Genomic DNA, 18970 nt, shown 5'->3' on the forward strand with positions numbered 1-18970 from the left:
GTATTACTTATACTTTAAAACAGTAGGATAAGTAAATTAAAAATATAACACAGACATATAGAATAGTTAAATATTTATTAACCGAAGTATTCTTTTAATAATAGTAACTTTAATTCAATATTTACTAAAAATATTATTACTACCATGGTATATCTATTATATTTTAGATCTATTTATATAACTTTGGAACAATATATTTATTATTAATTAATAAGTGTAATTTTGATCATTTGTTAATAAAGATTTGATTTATTACTTTCCTTAGTTATATATATTACTAAAATTATAAATTATTTATGGGGTGTAAAATATGCGTATATTATTAATCGAAGATGATCAAGTAAGTGCAAAGACTGTGGTTAATGCCTTAACTTCTGATGGACACTTCTGTGACGTTGTTACTTCTGCACAAGATTATAACAATAATATGGTTTCCTCAAACGGAGATTACTATGACCTAGTTATTTTAGATATACACTTGCCTGGTGATATTGACGGATATGATATATTGTTAAGACTAAGAAGTGCAAAAATCAAAGTTCCTGTCTTAATACTTTCATGTATATCCGCTGTCAATCACAAAGCTAAAGGGCTTGGGTATGGTGCAGATGATTACTTAACCAAGCCATTTCATAAAAGCGAGTTATTAGCTCGAATTAAGGCCATAGTGCGTCGTACTAAAGGCCATCCTGAATCGGTGATAAAGATTGGTAATATAAATATCAATTTTGATCACAGGATTGTTGAGGTGAAAGGTAAAACGGTTCACCTTACTAATAAAGAGTATTCTATGATAGAATTGCTAGCACTGCGTAAAGGAACAGTACTAACAAAAGAAATGTTCTTAAATCATCTTTACAATGGCTTGGATGAACCTTCAGATAACAAGATAGTTGATGTTTTTATGTGCAAATTACGTAAGAAACTTGAAAGTGCAAATGATGGAAAAAGCCACATAGAAACCGTTTGGGGCAGAGGGTATGTTCTGAAAGAGTATATTGATGATGAAGAATATTCTAATGTTAATGTAGGCGAAAGTAGTGATGGCTATCAAGCAGAACAAGTGAAGGACAACGCATGAAATGCCTACACTTAAATATAGCATGGCTTATATCGCACGTATCATGTGACGCCTAGGTGAAATATAAGCCGAGTTCTGTTTATGTAGCTATTTATCTGGAGTAAATGTTACCATTTACCTCATGCGATTTACCCGAGTAGATATGAGAAAAACATAAAATCTACTTCTATTTAATCTTGCTCCTAGTGTTGGTTACTCGACTACCAATGTTGCCATTGCCATGGTGTGCTCTTACCACACCTTTTCACCCTTACCTAAAATATTTTAGGCGGTAATTTTCTGTAGCCCTATAACTGGAGTTACCTCCGGCGGGCGTTACCCGTCACTATTTTTCCTTGGAGCCCGGACTTTCCTCTGCTATGTTTATCACACAACAGCAGCTACTTATTTCACCCAGGAATTATACTTTAACATGAAAATCACAAAAGCAAAAGACAATTTCCTAACAGTCTACATATTAAAAACATTCAGACAAATAGCTAAAGGTGATATTCCGGCACATCATCGCTATCCCAAGATAAGCTTTTTTCACTTTTAGACTCCGCTTCAGTCAGTCAAGAGCTTGGTCCACCGCCTGAAGACGATGAGCTACTTCTTGACCTACTACTACTTTCTACCGATATACTGTCTAGCATTGTTTCAGATTGATACGTAGTTTGTATAGATATGTTATTATCACTGCTTGTTCTGCTATGGGTGAAAAAAATTTCTTCATTGCTGCTATTTGAATGCGATTCCAAATCAGCTAATTCTAACACATGAGCAGCATTATAATAACCGTGATATTTCTTAATACATTTATATGCTATAAATCCTATAATTCCAGCAATACCTATTGTTCCAATCAAAGATCCTCCTATCATTCCTGCCCTATTAGACCCTATAGCAAGTTGAGTAGGCTGTGGTGAAGAAGTAGGTTGAGGAAGTAAAGTCGTGGTAAATATAGGAGTTGTTGACTCTTTTGTTCTAGTACTTGGTATACTAAATACTGTTTGTATAGTTTTCTCTGAGTTTATTATTGGCACACTAGTTGACGTTGTAGCAACCGTGGTCACTTGTGAAGTAGTAGTTGTTTTTGCTACTGTTGTTGGCTTCACTGTTACTGTACTTGTTTGAGTCGTTGACTCCGTTGAAGGTTTATTCATTGTAGAAGTAGGTGTAACGGCTTCTGTTGTTGGCTCCATTGTTACTGTACTTGTTCGAGTCGTTGAAGGTTTACTCATTGTAGAAGTAGGTGTAACGGCTTCTGTTGTTGGCTCCATTGTTACTGTACTTGTTCGAGTCGTTGAAGGTTTACTCATTGTAGAAGTAGGTGTAACGGCTTCTGTTGTTGGCTCCACTGTTACTGTACTTGTTTGAGTCGTTGACTCCGTTGAAGGTTTATTCATTGTAGAAGTAGGTGCAACGGCTTCTGTTGTTGGCTCCACTGTTACTGTACTTGTTTGAGTCGTTGACTCTGTTGAAGGTTTACTTATTGTAGAAGTAGGTGCAACGGTAGTTGATGCTTCTGTTGTTAATTTGGTAGTCTTTACAGTGTCGGTTTCTGTTGTGCTAGTAATTGCAGCAGTCAGCGTTTTCTTAGAAGTCACAACCGTTTCTGTAATAGTTACAGGAGCCACGGTACTACTAGAAATGATATCAGGTGTCAATCGACCGTTAATGATATCAACAAAATCACTGAGAGTTTTGATACTACTTGCCGGTATTATTGTTACCTTAGAAGGTTTTTCAAATCTTTGATGATTGAAAATTGCGATGTTTTCTTCACTTATTGCAGTTACAATAAAACTGTCTTGACCATTGTCTTTAACGTACAATTGCTCTATAGAATCTGCAAATTCGCAAATAGTAAAGTTCGATTTTGATCCATTCTTAACAAGACTTGTTAAATGTAACGTTTGTTTATCAGACAACCGGTCTTCTGCAAGAAAGGCAACTAGATCATTGCCTTCAGTTCGTTTCACATACTGTAAAAAGCTTATTTCATATTCTCTGGAAAGAGATAGTGCTTTATTATCTATCTGACATCTCTTACTAAGCAAACATTCATCTTTCTTGCCACTTTTTAGATCCTTAACCACTTTAGCCATATCGAACTTAAAAATATTTGTTCTTACTTCTTGATTTTCAATACTATTTTTTCTCACTTGCGAATAAAGTATCGTATTTTCATCTAGTACTAATTGCCCTGGATTATCAAATTTGAATAATTTTCTTTCTATAAGACCGTTTTTTTCACGCAAAACCTTAAATTTTCCATTTGTGTCTGATTGTAAATACCAAGAAACTAAAGTTTGATCCTTTAAGTTATGAGCAATTACAATAACATTACCATTACCAACTTTTACTGCTTTTGGTTGAAAGTAGCTATTGTCTTCATTTGCAAGACTATCTCTATTAATGTTCTTGTATAATTTTACTTTTCCTACGTATTCAACTAAGGGAACATTAATTGAATGCTTGATTTCGTAAGTGTTGAATGTTAAGCCTTTGATGCATTTTTCTTTTTTGTTAATTTCTTCTGTAGGAAAGATAACTCCAACTTTATCTGTTTCAGCTGAATCTTCTATTAATGTGAGAGACAATTGATCTTTGAATTCATTTACTACGCTGACATTTGTACCCCATTCGTATGTTTTTGATTGATATAATGGACTAATAAGTAATTTTACTTTACTGCTCCCATTACCATTATCTTGATAGCTAAGTCCATAAGCGACTCCATCTCCTTCAATCAACCCTACGTTTGCTGGGTTAAAACCTACCGCTTCTTTAACTTCCGGTGTATTTGAGTTGATCCCGAGCAATCTTCCTAATATAGACATAATCTTATTTAAAATATTAATAAAATGCTATTATGATTACTCCTGTGTGTTAATGTCAATGAAAATTTTAACTAAAATTAAAAAATTAACGTCTTTATTTTATACTAAAAAGTAAGTATAGGCTCGAAAATGGCTAAGAAGTTTTATAGATGAAAGGAAGGTAGAGTTCTCAAAACCCTATAATCTATATTTAAAGGTAAATTTTTATTCGTTATGTCTTATGCAGATTCCGCTAACAAGTAGCGGAATCTTAAGTTTTGGCTAAATTTCTTTTTTACTCCCTAATAGGGCTTCTGCCTTTAGCTCATCTATAATTGTTTGAACCTCAGGAAGCTCCTTATGTTTTTCGTGATCTGATACATATTCTCCCTTTTTGTTGGAGGCTTTATATTCATGTTCTTGATAAAGTGAGTATAGAAATCCAACTCCAAAGATAACAATTGCTGCAAGTGCCATGTATTCAAGTGGTTTTTGCACTTTTTCTCTTAGATCGAAATATCGAGATAGCAGAATGAGAGCACAAGATCCTATTACTACTGCACCAGAACCAATTTTGTTGTACATGAAATACTTTTCATTGTAACTTTGTTCGTAATTTCTGTAAATAGTTGTGGCATGCTTTTGAAGATTTTCTTTATCTAGTGATGTGAGAAAATTTTTAAATTTCTCTTCACCAGTTTCTTTTATCCATAAATTTAATTGTTTACTCATAGTTTAACCTCATATTAATAAATATAGTTTATCATACACAACATTTATAATAAATGTCAAGGATAGTGTATTTATAAATAATATACTATAATTTCTTAAGCATTTTTTTAAAGTAGTTAGCTGTAGCTAAAATAATTGAGATTTACTAAAACAAACTTATGAAACAATTGAAGTTAGCGCATGATCAGATTTTTTAACTGGATCCTATGGCCAAGCCAAAAGAATTTACAAGTTGGGCAGTATGGGTAGTATGATACTGCAAAATGCTATTTCTCAAAAAACCAACAATTGCAATCATTGGTTCTACAGGTATAATCTGTAAAGTTTACACGAGTCTCATGAATGATAGAAAAAAAAGAGCAGTTTAGTTTTACATCAGAAAACCTTAAGAAAGCGGAAAAGTTTATAGAGATGTATCCCAAAGGTAGAGAAGGTAGTGCTGTCATGCCTTTACTATACCTGGTTCAAGAGCAATGCGGATGGGTTTCTGAATCTGCTATGCGTTATGTTGCTGATATGCTGCATATTCCACATATTCGTGTATATGAAGTGGCAAATTTTTACACCATGTATAATTTAAAACCAGTAGGCAAATATCTAATACAAATTTGTAGAACAACTCCTTGCTGGTTGTGCAATAGTGAAGAAGTTTTAAATACCTTTAAAAAAAAACTTGGAATCAATATCGGTGAGACTACTAAAGATAATTTGTTCACTTTAAAAGAAGTTGAATGCCTAGGTGCATGCGTTAATGCTCCCGTTGTGCAGATCAATAATGACTTCTATGAAAATCTTACTCCTGAGAAAGTAGAAAACATCATAACAGAACTTTCAGGCAAATAGATGAAAGAAGAATTTGCATTCAAGATAATCAAGCAATCAGGTTCTGCAAAAGTTGGAACAATTAAAACTCCAAATGGAAGCGTAGAAACACCAGCTTTTATATTCTGTGCAACAAAAGCTGCAATTAAAGCTGCAGATATCGAGAGAATTAGTGAAGCAGGTACTCAGATAATACTTTCCAACACCTATCACCTAATGCTCCAACCAGGGGAAGATACCGTAGCAAAACTTGGTGGTTTGCACAAGATGATGGGATGGAGTGGACCAATGCTCACTGATTCTGGTGGATACCAGATATTTAGCTTAGGGCACGGATCAGTTTCGGAAGAGATAAAAGGAATAAGAAAAAAACAAAAAACTCTGATCAAAATTAATGAGGATGGGGCAATTTTTCGTTCTTACATTAATGGTAAAACTTATTGCTTGACTCCTGAAAAGTCTATACAAATTCAACAGAAACTAGGTGCAGATTTAGTCTTAGATGAATGTACTCCATTTCACATAAGCAAAGAATACACAGCAAAATCAATGCTCATGAGCCACAAATGGGCTGAACGTTCTTTAAATGAATTTGAAAAAAACAATAATGGCAAGCAGGCACTGTATGGAATTAGTCAAGGCGGAGTATATCAAGATTTACGTAGAGAAAGTTGTAATTTTATTAACGATTTGCCATTTTTTGGTCAAGCAATAGGTGGATCACTTGGTCAAAGTAAAGAGCAGATGTACGATGTAGTTTCTTTCACTATGGACCATCTGAAAAAAGATAGGCCTACTCATTTGCTTGGTATTGGTGGAATTGTGGACATCTTTCGCGGAGTTAGTCTTGGAATTGATACGTTTGATTGCGTGCATCCAACCCGTTTAGCAAGGCATGGTGGTGCGCTTATTAAAGTAAAAAATAGAGATTCTATTTCTTCAAAGTGCAAAGAGCATATTAATTTGCGAAATCAACAATTCGAGCTGGACAATAACCCAATTGAAAGTGACTGCTTATGTTTTACCTGCAGAAAGCATTCAAGAGCTTATATACACCATTTACTGAAAGCTAAAGAGCTCCTGGCTTACACACTCGTTACCATTCATAACGTTTTCTTCATGAATAAGTTAATGGCATCTATAAGGCAGGCAATATTGGATGATAGGCTAGATCAAGAGAAAAATAATTGGATTAGTGAAATACCATTGCACTTTGATTTGGCCTCTCTTTAAGTCTTTTCTTTATGCCGTTGATTTTTACTTCTTGTTATATTTACTTTATTTATCACACTATTAATTAGAAAGGTTATAATAAATAATTAATCTATTAATGTTAGTCTCTACCCATATGATTTGTAAGGATTAGAGGTGAAGATATGGCTAAAGGAAATAATACCCTATTAATATTTGATTTTGATAACACTATTACTAATGGACACATGCATAATATTTTCTCCGGTAAACACTCCGGGTTCAAAAAAAGTGATTTCAATTCTGGTGCAGAATATGCAGTGAACGATACTGATATAGGAAATTTTCTAAAGAATACAGGCGGAGTAAAAAATAAGGAGACATTAAAATCTGTGTTGCAATCTGCACTTTCAAATGGAGTGAAAGTTAATATCGCATCGTATACAGGATATTCAGACGCTGTGAGAAGGGTTGTAGAGAATCATTTGGGTTTATCTAAAGAACAAGCAGGCGGTATTTCTGTATTTGGTGGGTTTCCAGGAGATTATGATAATGAGCTTCCAAAAGGTCTCAAAGAACAAAAAAATCAAGTTGGAAAAAATTTACACATCTGTAAGGCAATTGTGGAGTATAAGGATAAACATGGTGAGTTGCCAAAAACTGTCATGCTAGTTGATGATGATGTAAAAAATATTCAAAAGATTAATGAGTTTGTTGCATCAATGAGTAAAAGAGAGGAATGGCTTGAAAAAAATGGGCTGAGTATTGAAGAGATACAAAAAATCAAATTTGAAGGTGTGCGAGTACCTAAAGAGGATAAAAATGTTGGTTATCTAGGAAAGGTACAAAAGTTTATCAATACCAGTTTGATACAAGAACCAAATTATGAAAACTCAAGGGAACAAGAATCGCTATATGCTAAGATTAATAAAAGCACTGTTTCCTTAGAGAAAGAAATGGAGACAATTAAGTCTGTTCTTATTAACAATGGTTATAAATTAAGGAAAGAAGTACATAGTGTTCAAGACTTGTTTAAAGAGGAGGCGATAAGGGCACTCAAAGAGCAAGGCTATGGTGTGAGCAATAAGGACAGAAAAGAAATTGTTGTCAAAGGGAGTAAGCAAATAGATATTCAAAAGGTTCAGGAGATAATAAAAGATGCTTCGGATCGAGTAATAGAGGGATTTAAGGCATCAAAAATAGTGCCAGAGGAAAGTATATACCAAAATTTTGAAGATATTAAGAGTGCATTAAAAGTGCAAGCAAAGCCTATACATAAGAGTGCATCACCATCACTTCCTCAAAAAAGGAAATCAAGTGATGGTATGGTTACTGATGGTGAGAATAAAAAACAAGTATACACTGAGACTATCTCCTTAGCACAGGAATTTAAAGCAATCAAAGCTTTTTTTAAAGATTGTATTCAAGAGGTAATAAATGCTATTTGCAATTTATTTAGAAGAGAAGTGGCAACAAAAATTGAAGGGCAGGGCTATAATGTAAGTAGTAAGCAAGGAAGTAGTGAAATTACTGTCAAAGGAAGTAAGCCAATAGATGCTTCAAGAATAAACAAAGATATTATTGTCGAGTCCTTAGCTCAAATAATCGAGAAAAAGAGAAAATCAAAGATCTTAACAATAATTATAAAGGTGATCAGCTAGGGCGAGAGATATCGAAATTATTGAACGCTGGTTTGCAAAAGGAAAATATAAACTCAAACTATAATGATGGAGAGCCTATATTCCAGACTCGTGAAGAGGCATCGAATTATCCTCCGCAAAAGAAAGACATAAACTCAAACTCTGTGAGAGGAAACTATAATGATGGAGAACCTACACATCAAACCGTTCAAGAAGCATGGAACTATCATCAGCAAAAGAAAAATAAAAACTTGAATCCTGCAAGCAGCACTACACCTCAAGGTCAAGCATCATCATCTCCTCCTAGAAGCAATATAAAAGAAGCGTGTAGTTCACAGCACATTGCTTCAATTGTAAAGCAGCCAAATCAATATAACAGAATACACTAAGCTTTAAGCAGGGAGTGTTAAATAAACTGTGTCAAACCGCATTTTTAGTTCAACTCAATTTTCAATCTGCCAGGAAAGAAAACATCAAGTTGAGAGATAGTTAATGCCCAATCATGTACAGGCATCGTCCACTTTTCCTCTGCCTTCTTTATAGCACAATATACCTGCTTATACAAGGCATTTATGCTGGTAAATGAGCCTTTGGTCTTAGTGAATTTCCTAATTTGCCTATGTAGCCCCTCTATGGGATTGGTGGTGTAGATTATCCTCCTAACTGGACCAGAATACTTAAAATAACCAGACAAGTTTTCCCAATTATTCTGCCAAGATTTTATAACCATAGGGTACTTTGTGCCCCATTTTTCATCCAATTCCAACAGATAATTCTCGGCAATTTCCTTGCTTGAAGCTTGATATACCTTCTTTAAATCGCTCAAAAAACTCTTCGCATCTTTACTGGCCACATACTTCAGTGAGTTGCGTATCTGATGCACTATACACATCTGCACTTCCGCATTAGGAAAGACACTGTTTATAGCTGCAGGAAAGCTTTTCAGCCCATCAACGCAGGCAATAAGGATATCTTCTACTCCTCTTTCTTTGAGGTCATTTAGCACTCCCAACCAGAAGTTAGCTCCTTCACTTTCAGCCAAATAAAAACCTAATACTTCTTTTTTGCCATTTTGATCTATGCCTAATATGTTATACATGCATTTACTTACGCAATGCCCGTCCTCTTTGACTTTAAAAAACCATGAAAACTATCGGATATACAGACTGCAGCGGGCGACTACGCCATTCGTTGATTACTGGTAGCAATTTGTCAGTAATACTTGATATCTCTGCCACCGATATTTTGTGATCATAAATTTCCTCAACATGTGACACTATATCTCTATAGCCCATACCACTGGCAAATGTGCTCAAAATCTTCGTTTCAAGCTCTGGATGTAAGTTTGTTTGCCTTTTTTTGACTATTTGTGGTTCGAAACTTCCTTCCCTATCTCTTGGCGTCAAAAGCTCAAATGACCCTGCGCTTGTACGTAAAGTCTTTGCATTCCTCCCATTTCTTCGATTATTCTCTTCGCTTTCAGCCGACAAGTGGTTTTCTATTTCACCTTCCAGGCTTACCTCCAGCAACTTTTTTATAAACGGTGTTAATGCTCCATCTCTTCCTGTCAACGGTCTTCCTTCTCGTATAGACGACAGGATATTTGTTTCTAATTCTTTATAATCTACCAAACCGGTAGTTCTGTTTACTACTTTCTGACTCATTGTCAAACCTCCATTTTTTTATATCAATTTATTACTTTTTTTTCGGTTTGACACAGTTTATTTAACACTCCCTTTCTATTAATTCTTTCGTCTTGTCAGACTTATGAAAACTCGCATTGTCAAACCTAGCCAGGTTTTAATATTGGCATAAGCCTATTTTCAACATACGCTTCAAAAAGCTCACTGTTGCAATATTCCTCATGGTGCCTCTTCACTTAGGGCTCCAATTATTTCTTCCTTTGTATCCTGGTTTCTCCGCAAATAGCCCTTTTCCTCTTCGAGACCATCCATATTCATAAAATTCGTTGTCTTCTATACCTGATTCATCTATGAATACTAAATTTTCTTCATTTATTTCTGCTACCTTTTGTATGACTTCCTTTCGTTTTCCTTCATCCCTTTCCTGGTAGAGAAAAGTTTTTTTTATACATATAGTTCACTTTTTTAAGGTAGTTATATACTTTGTCTTTGCACATATTGCCAAATTTTTCAATTATCTTTTCAACTCTGATTTTCATCTAGAAATTCGACAAAGCTATCTAAGTCTTTAATTTTATGACTATGCCCCTTTTGATAGCCTGAAGATGGTTTTATGCTTCCTGTTTCTTCTCTTCTTTTCCTCCACCAATATATTGTTTTTCTATCAATTTTGAACATCTTCCTCCATAGTCATTTTTTTCTCGTCTACTACTTTCAAAACACGTTCCCTCAGATCCTCACTTTGGCATCATTCTACCTTATCCAAAGCCATTTTATACCTTTTTATCCCTTCTGAGGTAACCTTTTTTCAGTTAGCTATAGGTATAAAATAATGGAGTATGTCTCTCCATCATTCAACAGCAATCACAGTATGTTTTTACAAATTTGAAAATTAGTGTTAAATAAAAATATAAATGCAAAAGGAAAAGAAATGATTGAACTTAAAGGCCAAGAAATTTGTGCAGGCGGAAATAAGAAAAATTTGATTATTTTTTTACATGGTTGGGGCTCAAGTGGCGATAATTTCATTCACCTTGCTAAAGTTATGAGCAAGTTTTTACCCGAGTCATATTTTGTAGCACCCAATGCTCCGTTTGAAAGAGAAATAGGTGATGGTTATCAGTGGTTCAGCTTGGAAGATCGTAGTGAGGAAGCGCTATATAATGGAGTAAAAAATGCTACATCAATTGTAAATCATTTCATTGATACAAAATTAAAGGAGCTTAATTTAAAAGATACGCAACTTTCTTTGGTTGGATTTTCTCAAGGAGCAATGCTTGCAATACATACAGCTCTCACCCGCTCTCAATCCTGTGCATCAGTTGTTGCATACTCTGGTAGGTTTCTTTCACCTTCAAAAACTGCACCAGAGATCAAGTCAAAACCTAACATATGTGTTATCCATGGTGATGCTGACGACGTGGTACCTTTTTCGTCCCTCGACTTAGCGGTTAAAGCTTTGAAAGAAAATGGAATAAATGTTGAAGGGCACCCAATTCATGCATTAGGGCATATTATTAATGAAGAGGGGATAAAATTAGGAGTAGAATTTATCAAGAAGAATTTTAAAAATTAATTTTCATGCACTTGTTTTGCTTTGGTTATGGATATGTGGCTAAATTTTTATCGAAAAAACTGCTGAACTTAGGTTGGAAAGTCAGTGGCACATCAAGAAGTAAAAATATACAAAATGTAATCCTCTTTAATTATGAGAAAGTTAGTCAAGATCTGCTTAAAAGCGCAACGCACGTTTTAATTTCTATTCCTCCAGATGGTGATGATGTTATGGAGAGATATGGTGATTGCCTGCAAAATGTTAAATGGTTTGGTTATTTGTCTGCAACTAGCGTTTATGGTGATTACTCTGGTAATTGGGTGAATGAGGAATCTGAAACAAAACCTATAGAAATCAGAGGAGAAAAGCGCCTTAGATCTGAAAAGAAGTGGCTGAATAGCAAACTGCCTGTACATATTTTTCGTTTAGCTGGAATATACGGTCCTGGTAGGAACGTGTTAATTGACTTGCAGCTTGGCAAAGCAAAAAATGTGAAAAAAGAAGGGCATTTTTTTTCTCGTATTCACGTTGAAGATATATCGAACATTCTATTTTCTTCCATGCAAAACATAAAACCTGGTGAAGTATACAATTGTGCAGATGATTTACCCACTACACAATCTGAAGTGATAATGTATGCAGCCAAACTCCTCAATGTTAGTCCTCCAGAGCCAATTGAGGTTTCTTCCTTACCAGATTATGCACAGAGTTTTTATTTAGGGTCAAAAAAAGTAAGTAATGTTAAAATTAAAAAAGATCTTAATGTCTCTCTAATTTATCCTAACTATAAGGTGGGATTAGAGAGTTTGCATGTAAAAAAAACTGAAATCACATTAGAATGAAGTAGATAGACCTATTGTTTAGTTGTATCCGTTCAGCAAAGTGGCAAAATAGGTAGGCGAGATAAACCAAAAAATCAAGAAAAAAGTAAGTTTACAACAAATGGTGTCATTCCAGTGCTTGACACTGGAATCCAGCCTTTCCATAATCATCAAAACATTGTATTTTAACGTAAAACAGCTATTTTTATGCTCACCAACTTAATAAAATTCCTGGATCCCAGTGTCTGGGCACTGGGATGACAAAGGAGAGCAGTGTCAAGCACTGATCACTTTTGCTTCAATATTTGCACATTAGCCATGCCTTGAATCAATACGTTTAGTTCTGTAATTGTGTCCGCTCAGACTAATGTTCTCTAGGTAAGATTGTGGAGTATTCGTTGCAGCATTTGGCTGTTCAATTACGCTAGTTGGTATAATACTTCTATTTCTTTCAAAATTTCCATCTCGTATAGCTTCCAGAACGCTTTTTCCTCCTAAAAGACAGTTTTCTCCTAAACTTTTCCCCTTATCTTCTAACTCGTTAAGCCTTGCTTCGCTCTCCTTATCAATCTTTACTTCTATTTCATTACTATTTTCCTTAGGATTTAGATGAATACTGATTTTTCCTGCTTCACTATCAAAAGATAATGTTACACCTTGCTTACAAACATCCAGATAATTTCTTTTTCCGTTGTAGCTTTCAACTCTTACTATACTTTTCCCAATTTGCAGTATACCAACTCTTAAGTTTAAACCTTTATTCTTTTCATTGCTTAGGATTTTTGCAACTTCAACAGTACTATCTTGTGGATATTTTATACAAAAGCACTCATTATCTATCTCTACTTTTAATTCTAATTTGTCCTTTTGAGCTTGCTCATTTTTGTTTACAATACTTTCATATGCTGCATTTTTTAGATCGTTTTCAATTTCCTTACATTGTGCAAAGAGATCATTTACATAATCAGAATCAGAAGTTACATGTCCTAGCTCACCACCATCGAAAAGACCTCTTTCTACTTTCCCACCTTTTAACAATAAATCCCTAATGGTGTTTCTTATGATGTCTAAATTACCATCTTCCAGTGCTTCATTCGTGTTGTCATCATCTTGATCTTCATTGTTACAGGAAACATCCTGACCTCTAAATGCATGCGCTTTACTGCTAGGGCATAGGCCTTCATTATTGATAACATCTATTATTTCTTCAAATATCAAATTTGTTACAGTTCTATAACGATCACCATAACATGAATTTAGTCTTATCCCTTTCCCTAAATATTTATTTGTTATGTCTCGAACAAGCCTTAAAGCACTTCCTTTGTTATTTTCTTCTTCCACCTTTTTCATCTCCTTACAAAATTCATCAATCAGCTTCTCTTCATTTTCAGTTAATGGTATTTCTAGATCCATTAAAAGTGAGCCACCTTCCGGAAAATAAGAATAATCTGAACTACAGCTCGAATTTGAGTCCCAATCACTTGGTTCAGTACAAGGCGTCTGATTACCATCAGCAGAACTATCATATGAATCATAATCACTAAAGTTCTGTAGTCGATTATCACTTTCGTGTTCATCTGTTTTGTTTGACAAATCACTGCGAGAGAACTCCATCGGATCTTTTATATTACTTCCAAACTTTGTTGATTATCACTTTCGCCTAACCTAATATCAGTTAGTGTTGGATCATATAATTCTTGGGTATTTTTTGCTTCTGTTTTCCTCGTCTTACGTAATGGATAAGGCTGATAAAATTGAGTTCGTTTCCTTTTTACCTTATTCATGTTGCATAACCGTTATTCAATAATTCTTTAACAAATACCATAATACATAGGCAAGTCAGTAAAAAAATTTGACTTACATTACTCTACCACAATTTTGAGATAGAGTAATGAATTATTTTCGTTTGGCATTTAAACGTTTTGTATCTGCTGTAATGATTTCACTTCCAATTTGCTATTCTTTACATATTGAATTGCAAGCACTAACGCTTTACTCCCAGAAGCTGTGGTGCTATAAGCTATATTTTGCAAAATAGCAGTTCTCCTGATATCTTTGCTATCTGAGACTGATTTCACACCTTTTGAAGTATTGATTACTAGATTTATTTTTCCATCTTTGAGCATATCAACTATGTGGGGTCTGCCTTCTCTCACTTTATTTACAGCTTTTGCAGCAATGCCGTTATTATTCAGATATAAAGCTGTGCCTTTGGTTGCATATATTTCAAAACTCAGTTCTTTCAACATTCGTGCAACAGGCAATATATACTCTTTATCATCATCTTTTACTGAAACCAGAGCTGTTCCTTCTATTGGTAACTTGTATCCTGCAGCCATGTGCGTTTTTGCAAGTGCAGCTTCAAACGATGAGTCAATTCCCATTACTTCTCCTGTTGATTTCATTTCAGGACCAAGTAGAGTGTCAATTCCCGAAAAGCGCGTGAATGGAAAAACAGCAGCTTTAACTGCAAAATGATTGAAAGGCTTGTTTTCCTGATTCAATTTTTTACCCAAAATAACCTGAGTGGCAAGCTTTGCAATAGGAATATTGATTACCTTGGAAATAAAAGGAACGGTTCGACTAGCTCGTAAATTTACTTCAAGTATGTATACATAACTCTCTTGAACAGCAAACTGAATGTTTATCAGACCTTTCACTTCTAGTGCAAGAGCTATTCTTTCAGTTTGGAGCTCGATCTCTTTTATTACTTCGTCACTCAATGTATTTGTCGGTATTGAGCATGTTGAATCGCCAGAGTGGATACCAGCTTCTTCAATATGCTCCATGACCGCTGCAATGAAAACTTTTTTCCCATCACACACAGCATCAACGTCAACCTCAACTGCATTGACTAAAAATTTATCAAGAAGCAGCGATCCGTGTTCAAAAATTTTGGTTTGATTCAAGACATACTCTTTAAAGCTCTGAGTATCGTGTCTAATCGACATAGACTGACCGCCGAGGACATATGATGGCCTGACTACTAGTGGAAACCCCACCTTTTCTGCGTTGGTTAACGCTTCTTTTACTGAATGGCAGATAGAACTTTCAGGTTGTTTTAAATTAAGTTGCAAAGCAAGGTTTTTAAACCTCATGCGATCTTCTGCAAGGTCAATAGAATCAAACGAAGTTCCCAGAATTTTGAAACCTCTCTCGTTAAGCACTTTGGCTAACTTTAAAGGTGTTTGACCACCTATTTGAACTATTACACCAACCAGTGTGCCATTTTCTTGCTCTTTACTTAGTATTTCAAGCACATCCTCTGCAATCAGTGGGGCGAAATATAAACGATCAGCGGTATCATAATCAGTTGAAACGGTTTCTGGATTACAGTTGATCATTATTGTTTCATACCCCATTTCTTTGGCGGCAGAAGCTGCATGTACGCATGCATAATCAAACTCAATACCTTGACCAATGCGATTTGGACCACTTCCTAAAATGACAACCTTTTCTCGGTCAGAAACATCTGCTTCGCACTCCATTCCCTCTGTCATCCGAGTAGCTGACACTGGGATCCATTCTTCCTTATCTCTGGATTCCAGCGTCACGCGCTGGAATGACATCATTGTGTTACCCTCATAACAGCCATACATATAAGCAGTGCTCGATTCAAATTCAGCTGCACAGGTGTCTACACGCTTATAAACTTGTTTAATGCCAAATTTTTTTCTTATTTCTTCAATTTGCTCTACTTTCTTATTGCTTAATTTTGCCAATCTTGCATCTGAAAACCCCATTTTTTTCAGCTCTAACATTTCATATGCAGTCTCAGGAAGGCCGTTTTCCTTGATTTTTTGTTCAGCTAATATAATTTGCTGTATATTCTGCAAAAACCATAAGTCATATCCTGTAATCGAATTTATTTCTTCTATGCTTATTCCATGACGCATTGCGTCAGCAGCAATCAGTAATCTGTTTGGCAGCAATTTTGCTAATTGAGATCTGATGTGATCAATATCAGTATTTTCAGGAAATACTTCATTAAGTCCCGTAAGCCCAGTTTCAAGCGAGCGAAAAGCTTTCTGCAGCGACTCATTAAAAGTGCGGCCGATCGACATCACTTCCCCCACTGATTTCATGGAAGTTGATAGTTCACAATTCGTCCCCTTAAACTTCTCAAATTCAAAACGAGGAATTTTAGTGACGATGTAATCAATCACTGGTTCAAATGCAGCAGGTATAACTGGAGCGCAATCATTACGTATCTCATCGAGTGAATAGCCGATAGCAAGTTTAGTTACAACTTTTGCAATAGGATAACCTGTTGCTTTTGAAGCAAGTGCAGAAGAGCGAGAAACCCTTGGATTCATTTCAATCACAACGAGGCTTCCATCTTCTTTAGGATTCACTGCAAACTGAACATTTGCACCACCGGCACTAACATCAATTTCTCTTAGCACTGCTATAGATGCATTTCTCATCTGTTGGTATTCTACGTCACGCAGAGTCAAAGCAGGAGCAACCGTGATACTATCTCCGGTGTGCACTCCCATTGGATCAATATTTTCTATCGAACAGACTATTATGCAGTTATCTTTACAATCACGGATAACTTCCATTTCATATTCTTTCCAGCCGATAATTGATTCATCTATCTGAACTTCATTTATTGGCGAAATTTTGAGAGCACTTTCTGCAATATTGAAAAACTCCTCTTTATTGTATGCTATGCCGCTACCTGCACCACCAAGGGTGAATGACGAGCGGATGATTGCTGGTAATCCAATGTAATCCAAAGCCTTTCTTATTTGTTCTTGATTTTTTATAATGATACTTTTGGGTATTTTAGCCCTATTTTATCCATGGACTGACGGAATAACTCTCTATCCTCTGCTTTTTTTATTGCTTCTCTATTTACCCCTATTAATTCTACATTGTATTTGTCTAACACTCCATCATCTGCAAGTTTTATTGCGCAATTGAGTGCTGTTTGCCCGCCCATTGTTGGCAATATTGCATTTGGCATCTCCTTAATTATAATTTTCTCTATGATTTCAGGCAGTACCGGCTCAATATAAGTTGCATCAGAAAACTCAGGATCTGTCATTATAGTTGCGGGGTTGGAGTTAACCAAAATGACTTTATAACCTTCACTTTTTAATACTTTACAGCTTTGCGTTCCGGAATAATCAAACTCGCATGCCTGACCTATAACTATTGGGCCTGCTCCTATTACTAATATAGATTCTATATCTGTGCGTTTTGGCATAATTACAATAACGATTTCTGTTCAAATAATGTTACCAATCTTTCCTGTATATGTGAATTTTTATTAAACCTATTAGCTAACTGTTTTTAGGCTTGACGCATAACTGTACGAACATTGTGATTTGAGTCCACTAGGAGGGCGTCATCCAAGTAGCCTTCTTCTTGTATCTTGTCAAAAGCATCTAATGTTTTAAGCTTAAGCATTAGGTGGAGAAGGGAGGAACTCTGTGCTTCTTCTTAGATATAAAATCTGTAGAGGAGATAAGAATTCCCTTCTCAAAAGTATAGGCTGGACGGTATCGTAGAAAGACCTGAATGGTTCTAATTCTGTATTCACAAGACTAGCCTTACTTTTCATTTTTAATGGTAACGTATGGGGTTATATATGATCAACAACTTTTTGGGCATAGATATATCAAAAGATCGCTTTGATGTTTTTCTCTCATTTATAAGCAAAAAAGGAAAGCGTGAAACTAGAAAAAGAAGCTTTAAGAACGATGGTTTCAAAGTCTACTGAATTTTCTACACAAACATAATGTAGAAAAAGTAAAAACCTGCATGGAATCTACTGGTTGTTATAGCGAAGCACTGGCTGAATTTCTACACAATGCTGGACATTTTGTAAGTGTTGTAAATCCTTATTGCATAAAATCTTATGCAAGGAGTAAGCTGATACGACAAAAGAATGATCAGACCGATGCAGAAGTTATTGCTGATTATTGCCAAAGACAGGAACCTTCTAGTTGGACACCACCTTCTCCTGAAATGAAAAAATTAAAACATCTTTATCGTTGCTCAGTTGCGTTAAAAGATGAGTTAACATTAGTAAATAACCACTTAGAAAAAAAGAGAGACTGCCTAAAGAAGTTGCAAATGCTTGGGAAGACCTTGCAATGAATATAGCTCAAAAAATAGAAACAATAAAAAACTCCGTACGTGAACTATTAAATCAACACAAAGAATTGTTGGAAAATTTTCAACTTCTATTGACTATTCCAGGCATAGGAGAAGAATCAGCAATAGCTATTTTAGCTGAAGTTTCTGATATAGAGGTTTTTAGAGATGCCAGGCAATTGGCAGCATATACAGGAGTTATACCACGAAATATGACGTCAGGTTCCTCTGTATATGCCAAACCCAGATTAAGTAAATCCGGTTCACAAACATTACGTAAGGCACTTTTCTTTCCTGCCATAGTAGCTAAGAATCACAATCCTATCATTATGAGCTTTTGCCAAAGATTAAAGGAAAAGGGTAAGCATAATATGGCCATCGTTGGTGCTGCAATGCGTAAGCTACTCCATATCATTTTCGGTATTCTGACATCCAAAAGTGCTTTTGATCCTAACCATATCAAAAACTACAGGGCTAGGAGGTTGACTGAAGGTTTAGTACTTTAAAATCAAAAATGCTTCCTATCTATCTTATGTAAAGTGGTATCTTACACAAATTTATTGAATGTTGTTG

Annotated in this window: 14 protein-coding genes, 1 other RNA gene and 2 pseudogenes; 8 read left to right on the forward strand and 9 right to left on the reverse strand. The window is 35.3% G+C overall.

Annotation, left to right across the window (positions count from 1 at the left end; genetic code table 11):
* Nucleotides 1–310: 310 nt before the first annotated feature.
* Complete coding sequence (locus NMD99_RS05120; RefSeq protein ID WP_096616586.1) at nucleotides 311–1081, forward strand: response regulator transcription factor; 771 nt, start codon at nucleotides 311–313, stop codon at nucleotides 1079–1081.
* Between the two features lie 49 nt (nucleotides 1082–1130).
* Here NMD99_RS05120 and rnpB read toward each other — a convergent pair.
* From rnpB to NMD99_RS05135, 3 genes are all read right to left on the reverse strand, one after another.
* Nucleotides 1131–1477, reverse strand: an RNA gene (gene rnpB, locus NMD99_RS05125) — RNase P RNA component class A.
* Between the two features lie 158 nt (nucleotides 1478–1635).
* Complete coding sequence (locus NMD99_RS05130; protein WP_253309314.1) at nucleotides 1636–3906, reverse strand: hypothetical protein; 2271 nt, start codon at nucleotides 3904–3906, stop codon at nucleotides 1636–1638.
* Nucleotides 3907–4167: 261 nt separating this feature from the next.
* Nucleotides 4168–4617 carry a hypothetical protein gene (locus tag NMD99_RS05135; RefSeq protein WP_265016635.1) on the reverse strand — a complete coding sequence of 150 codons (450 nt, stop codon included), beginning with the start codon at nucleotides 4615–4617 and terminating at the stop codon, nucleotides 4168–4170.
* A 342-nt stretch (nucleotides 4618–4959) separates the two neighbouring features.
* On the opposite strand from NMD99_RS05135, the gene nuoE reads away from it, so the two are divergent.
* The 4 genes from nuoE (at nucleotide 4960) to NMD99_RS05155 (ending at nucleotide 8659) form a co-directional block, all read left to right on the forward strand.
* Nucleotides 4960–5460 (forward strand): NADH-quinone oxidoreductase subunit NuoE, encoded by a 501-nt coding sequence (gene nuoE, locus NMD99_RS05140; RefSeq protein ID WP_253309317.1) that lies wholly within the window; start codon nucleotides 4960–4962, stop codon nucleotides 5458–5460.
* A complete protein-coding gene (gene tgt, locus NMD99_RS05145; RefSeq protein ID WP_253309318.1) occupies nucleotides 5461–6672 on the forward strand; it encodes a tRNA guanosine(34) transglycosylase Tgt in 1212 nt (403 codons plus the stop codon).
* 143 nt (nucleotides 6673–6815) lie between these two features.
* Nucleotides 6816–8291 carry a hypothetical protein gene (locus NMD99_RS05150; protein WP_309165733.1) on the forward strand — a complete coding sequence of 492 codons (1476 nt, stop codon included), beginning with the start codon at nucleotides 6816–6818 and terminating at the stop codon, nucleotides 8289–8291.
* Nucleotides 8292–8311: 20 nt separating this feature from the next.
* Complete coding sequence (locus tag NMD99_RS05155) at nucleotides 8312–8659, forward strand: hypothetical protein (protein ID WP_309165735.1); 348 nt, start codon at nucleotides 8312–8314, stop codon at nucleotides 8657–8659.
* A gap of 44 nt (nucleotides 8660–8703) precedes the next feature.
* Here NMD99_RS05155 and NMD99_RS05160 read toward each other — a convergent pair.
* Nucleotides 8704–9934, reverse strand: a pseudogene (locus tag NMD99_RS05160) (IS256-like element ISWpi15 family transposase).
* 501 nt (nucleotides 9935–10435) lie between these two features.
* On the reverse strand, nucleotides 10436–10591 hold the full coding sequence (locus NMD99_RS05165; RefSeq protein WP_253309621.1) for a hypothetical protein: 156 nt from the start codon (nucleotides 10589–10591) through the stop codon (nucleotides 10436–10438).
* A 253-nt stretch (nucleotides 10592–10844) separates the two neighbouring features.
* Here NMD99_RS05165 and NMD99_RS05170 point away from each other — a divergent pair, with 253 nt between their 5' ends.
* Both NMD99_RS05170 and NMD99_RS05175 read left to right on the forward strand, forming a co-directional pair.
* Nucleotides 10845–11489: an alpha/beta hydrolase gene (locus tag NMD99_RS05170; RefSeq protein WP_309166945.1), complete on the forward strand. Its 645-nt coding sequence runs from the start codon at nucleotides 10845–10847 to the stop codon at nucleotides 11487–11489.
* 5 nt (nucleotides 11490–11494) lie between these two features.
* Nucleotides 11495–12310: an SDR family oxidoreductase gene (locus tag NMD99_RS05175; RefSeq protein ID WP_253309623.1), complete on the forward strand. Its 816-nt coding sequence runs from the start codon at nucleotides 11495–11497 to the stop codon at nucleotides 12308–12310.
* A 291-nt stretch (nucleotides 12311–12601) separates the two neighbouring features.
* On the opposite strand, the gene NMD99_RS05180 is transcribed toward NMD99_RS05175, so the two are convergent.
* From NMD99_RS05180 to NMD99_RS07990, 4 genes are all read right to left on the reverse strand, one after another.
* Entirely contained in the window at nucleotides 12602–13882 is a 1281-nt protein-coding gene (locus NMD99_RS05180; protein ID WP_253309624.1) for a hypothetical protein, read from the reverse strand.
* 29 nt (nucleotides 13883–13911) lie between these two features.
* Nucleotides 13912–14073 (reverse strand): hypothetical protein, encoded by a 162-nt coding sequence (locus tag NMD99_RS05185; RefSeq protein WP_264688451.1) that lies wholly within the window; start codon nucleotides 14071–14073, stop codon nucleotides 13912–13914.
* Nucleotides 14074–14202: 129 nt separating this feature from the next.
* Complete coding sequence (gene carB / locus NMD99_RS05190; protein ID WP_373457541.1) at nucleotides 14203–17031, reverse strand: carbamoyl-phosphate synthase large subunit; 2829 nt, start codon at nucleotides 17029–17031, stop codon at nucleotides 14203–14205.
* Between the two features lie 26 nt (nucleotides 17032–17057).
* Nucleotides 17058–17504 (reverse strand): carbamoyl phosphate synthase preATP-grasp domain-containing protein, encoded by a 447-nt coding sequence (locus tag NMD99_RS07990; RefSeq protein ID WP_373457542.1) that lies wholly within the window; start codon nucleotides 17502–17504, stop codon nucleotides 17058–17060.
* 384 nt (nucleotides 17505–17888) lie between these two features.
* Here NMD99_RS07990 and NMD99_RS05195 point away from each other — a divergent pair.
* Nucleotides 17889–18903: pseudogene (locus NMD99_RS05195) on the forward strand (IS110 family RNA-guided transposase).
* The last annotated feature ends 67 nt before the right edge of the window (nucleotides 18904–18970 follow it).

The organism is Wolbachia endosymbiont of Listronotus oregonensis, assembly GCF_031205055.1.
Lineage (GTDB): Bacteria > Pseudomonadota > Alphaproteobacteria > Rickettsiales > Anaplasmataceae > Wolbachia.

Bases quoted from the DNA above. Each gene is read 5' to 3' on its own strand.
- NMD99_RS07990 (WP_373457542.1), bottom strand. From the start codon at position 17,504: ATGCCAAAACGCACAGATATAGAATCTATATTAGTAATAGGAGCAGGC.
- NMD99_RS05120 (WP_096616586.1), top strand. From the start codon at position 311: ATGCGTATATTATTAATCGAAGATGATCAAGTAAGTGCAAAGACTGTG.
- NMD99_RS05135 (WP_265016635.1), bottom strand. From the start codon at position 4,617: ATGAGTAAACAATTAAATTTATGGATAAAAGAAACTGGTGAAGAGAAA.
- NMD99_RS05130 (WP_253309314.1), bottom strand. From the start codon at position 3,906: ATGTCTATATTAGGAAGATTGCTCGGGATCAACTCAAATACACCGGAA.
- tgt (WP_253309318.1), top strand. From the start codon at position 5,461: ATGAAAGAAGAATTTGCATTCAAGATAATCAAGCAATCAGGTTCTGCA.
- NMD99_RS05150 (WP_309165733.1), top strand. From the start codon at position 6,816: ATGGCTAAAGGAAATAATACCCTATTAATATTTGATTTTGATAACACT.
- NMD99_RS05185 (WP_264688451.1), bottom strand. From the start codon at position 14,073: ATGAATAAGGTAAAAAGGAAACGAACTCAATTTTATCAGCCTTATCCA.
- nuoE (WP_253309317.1), top strand. From the start codon at position 4,960: ATGATAGAAAAAAAAGAGCAGTTTAGTTTTACATCAGAAAACCTTAAG.
- NMD99_RS05165 (WP_253309621.1), bottom strand. From the start codon at position 10,591: ATGTTCAAAATTGATAGAAAAACAATATATTGGTGGAGGAAAAGAAGA.
- NMD99_RS05170 (WP_309166945.1), top strand. From the start codon at position 10,845: ATGATTGAACTTAAAGGCCAAGAAATTTGTGCAGGCGGAAATAAGAAA.
- NMD99_RS05175 (WP_253309623.1), top strand. From the start codon at position 11,495: ATGCACTTGTTTTGCTTTGGTTATGGATATGTGGCTAAATTTTTATCG.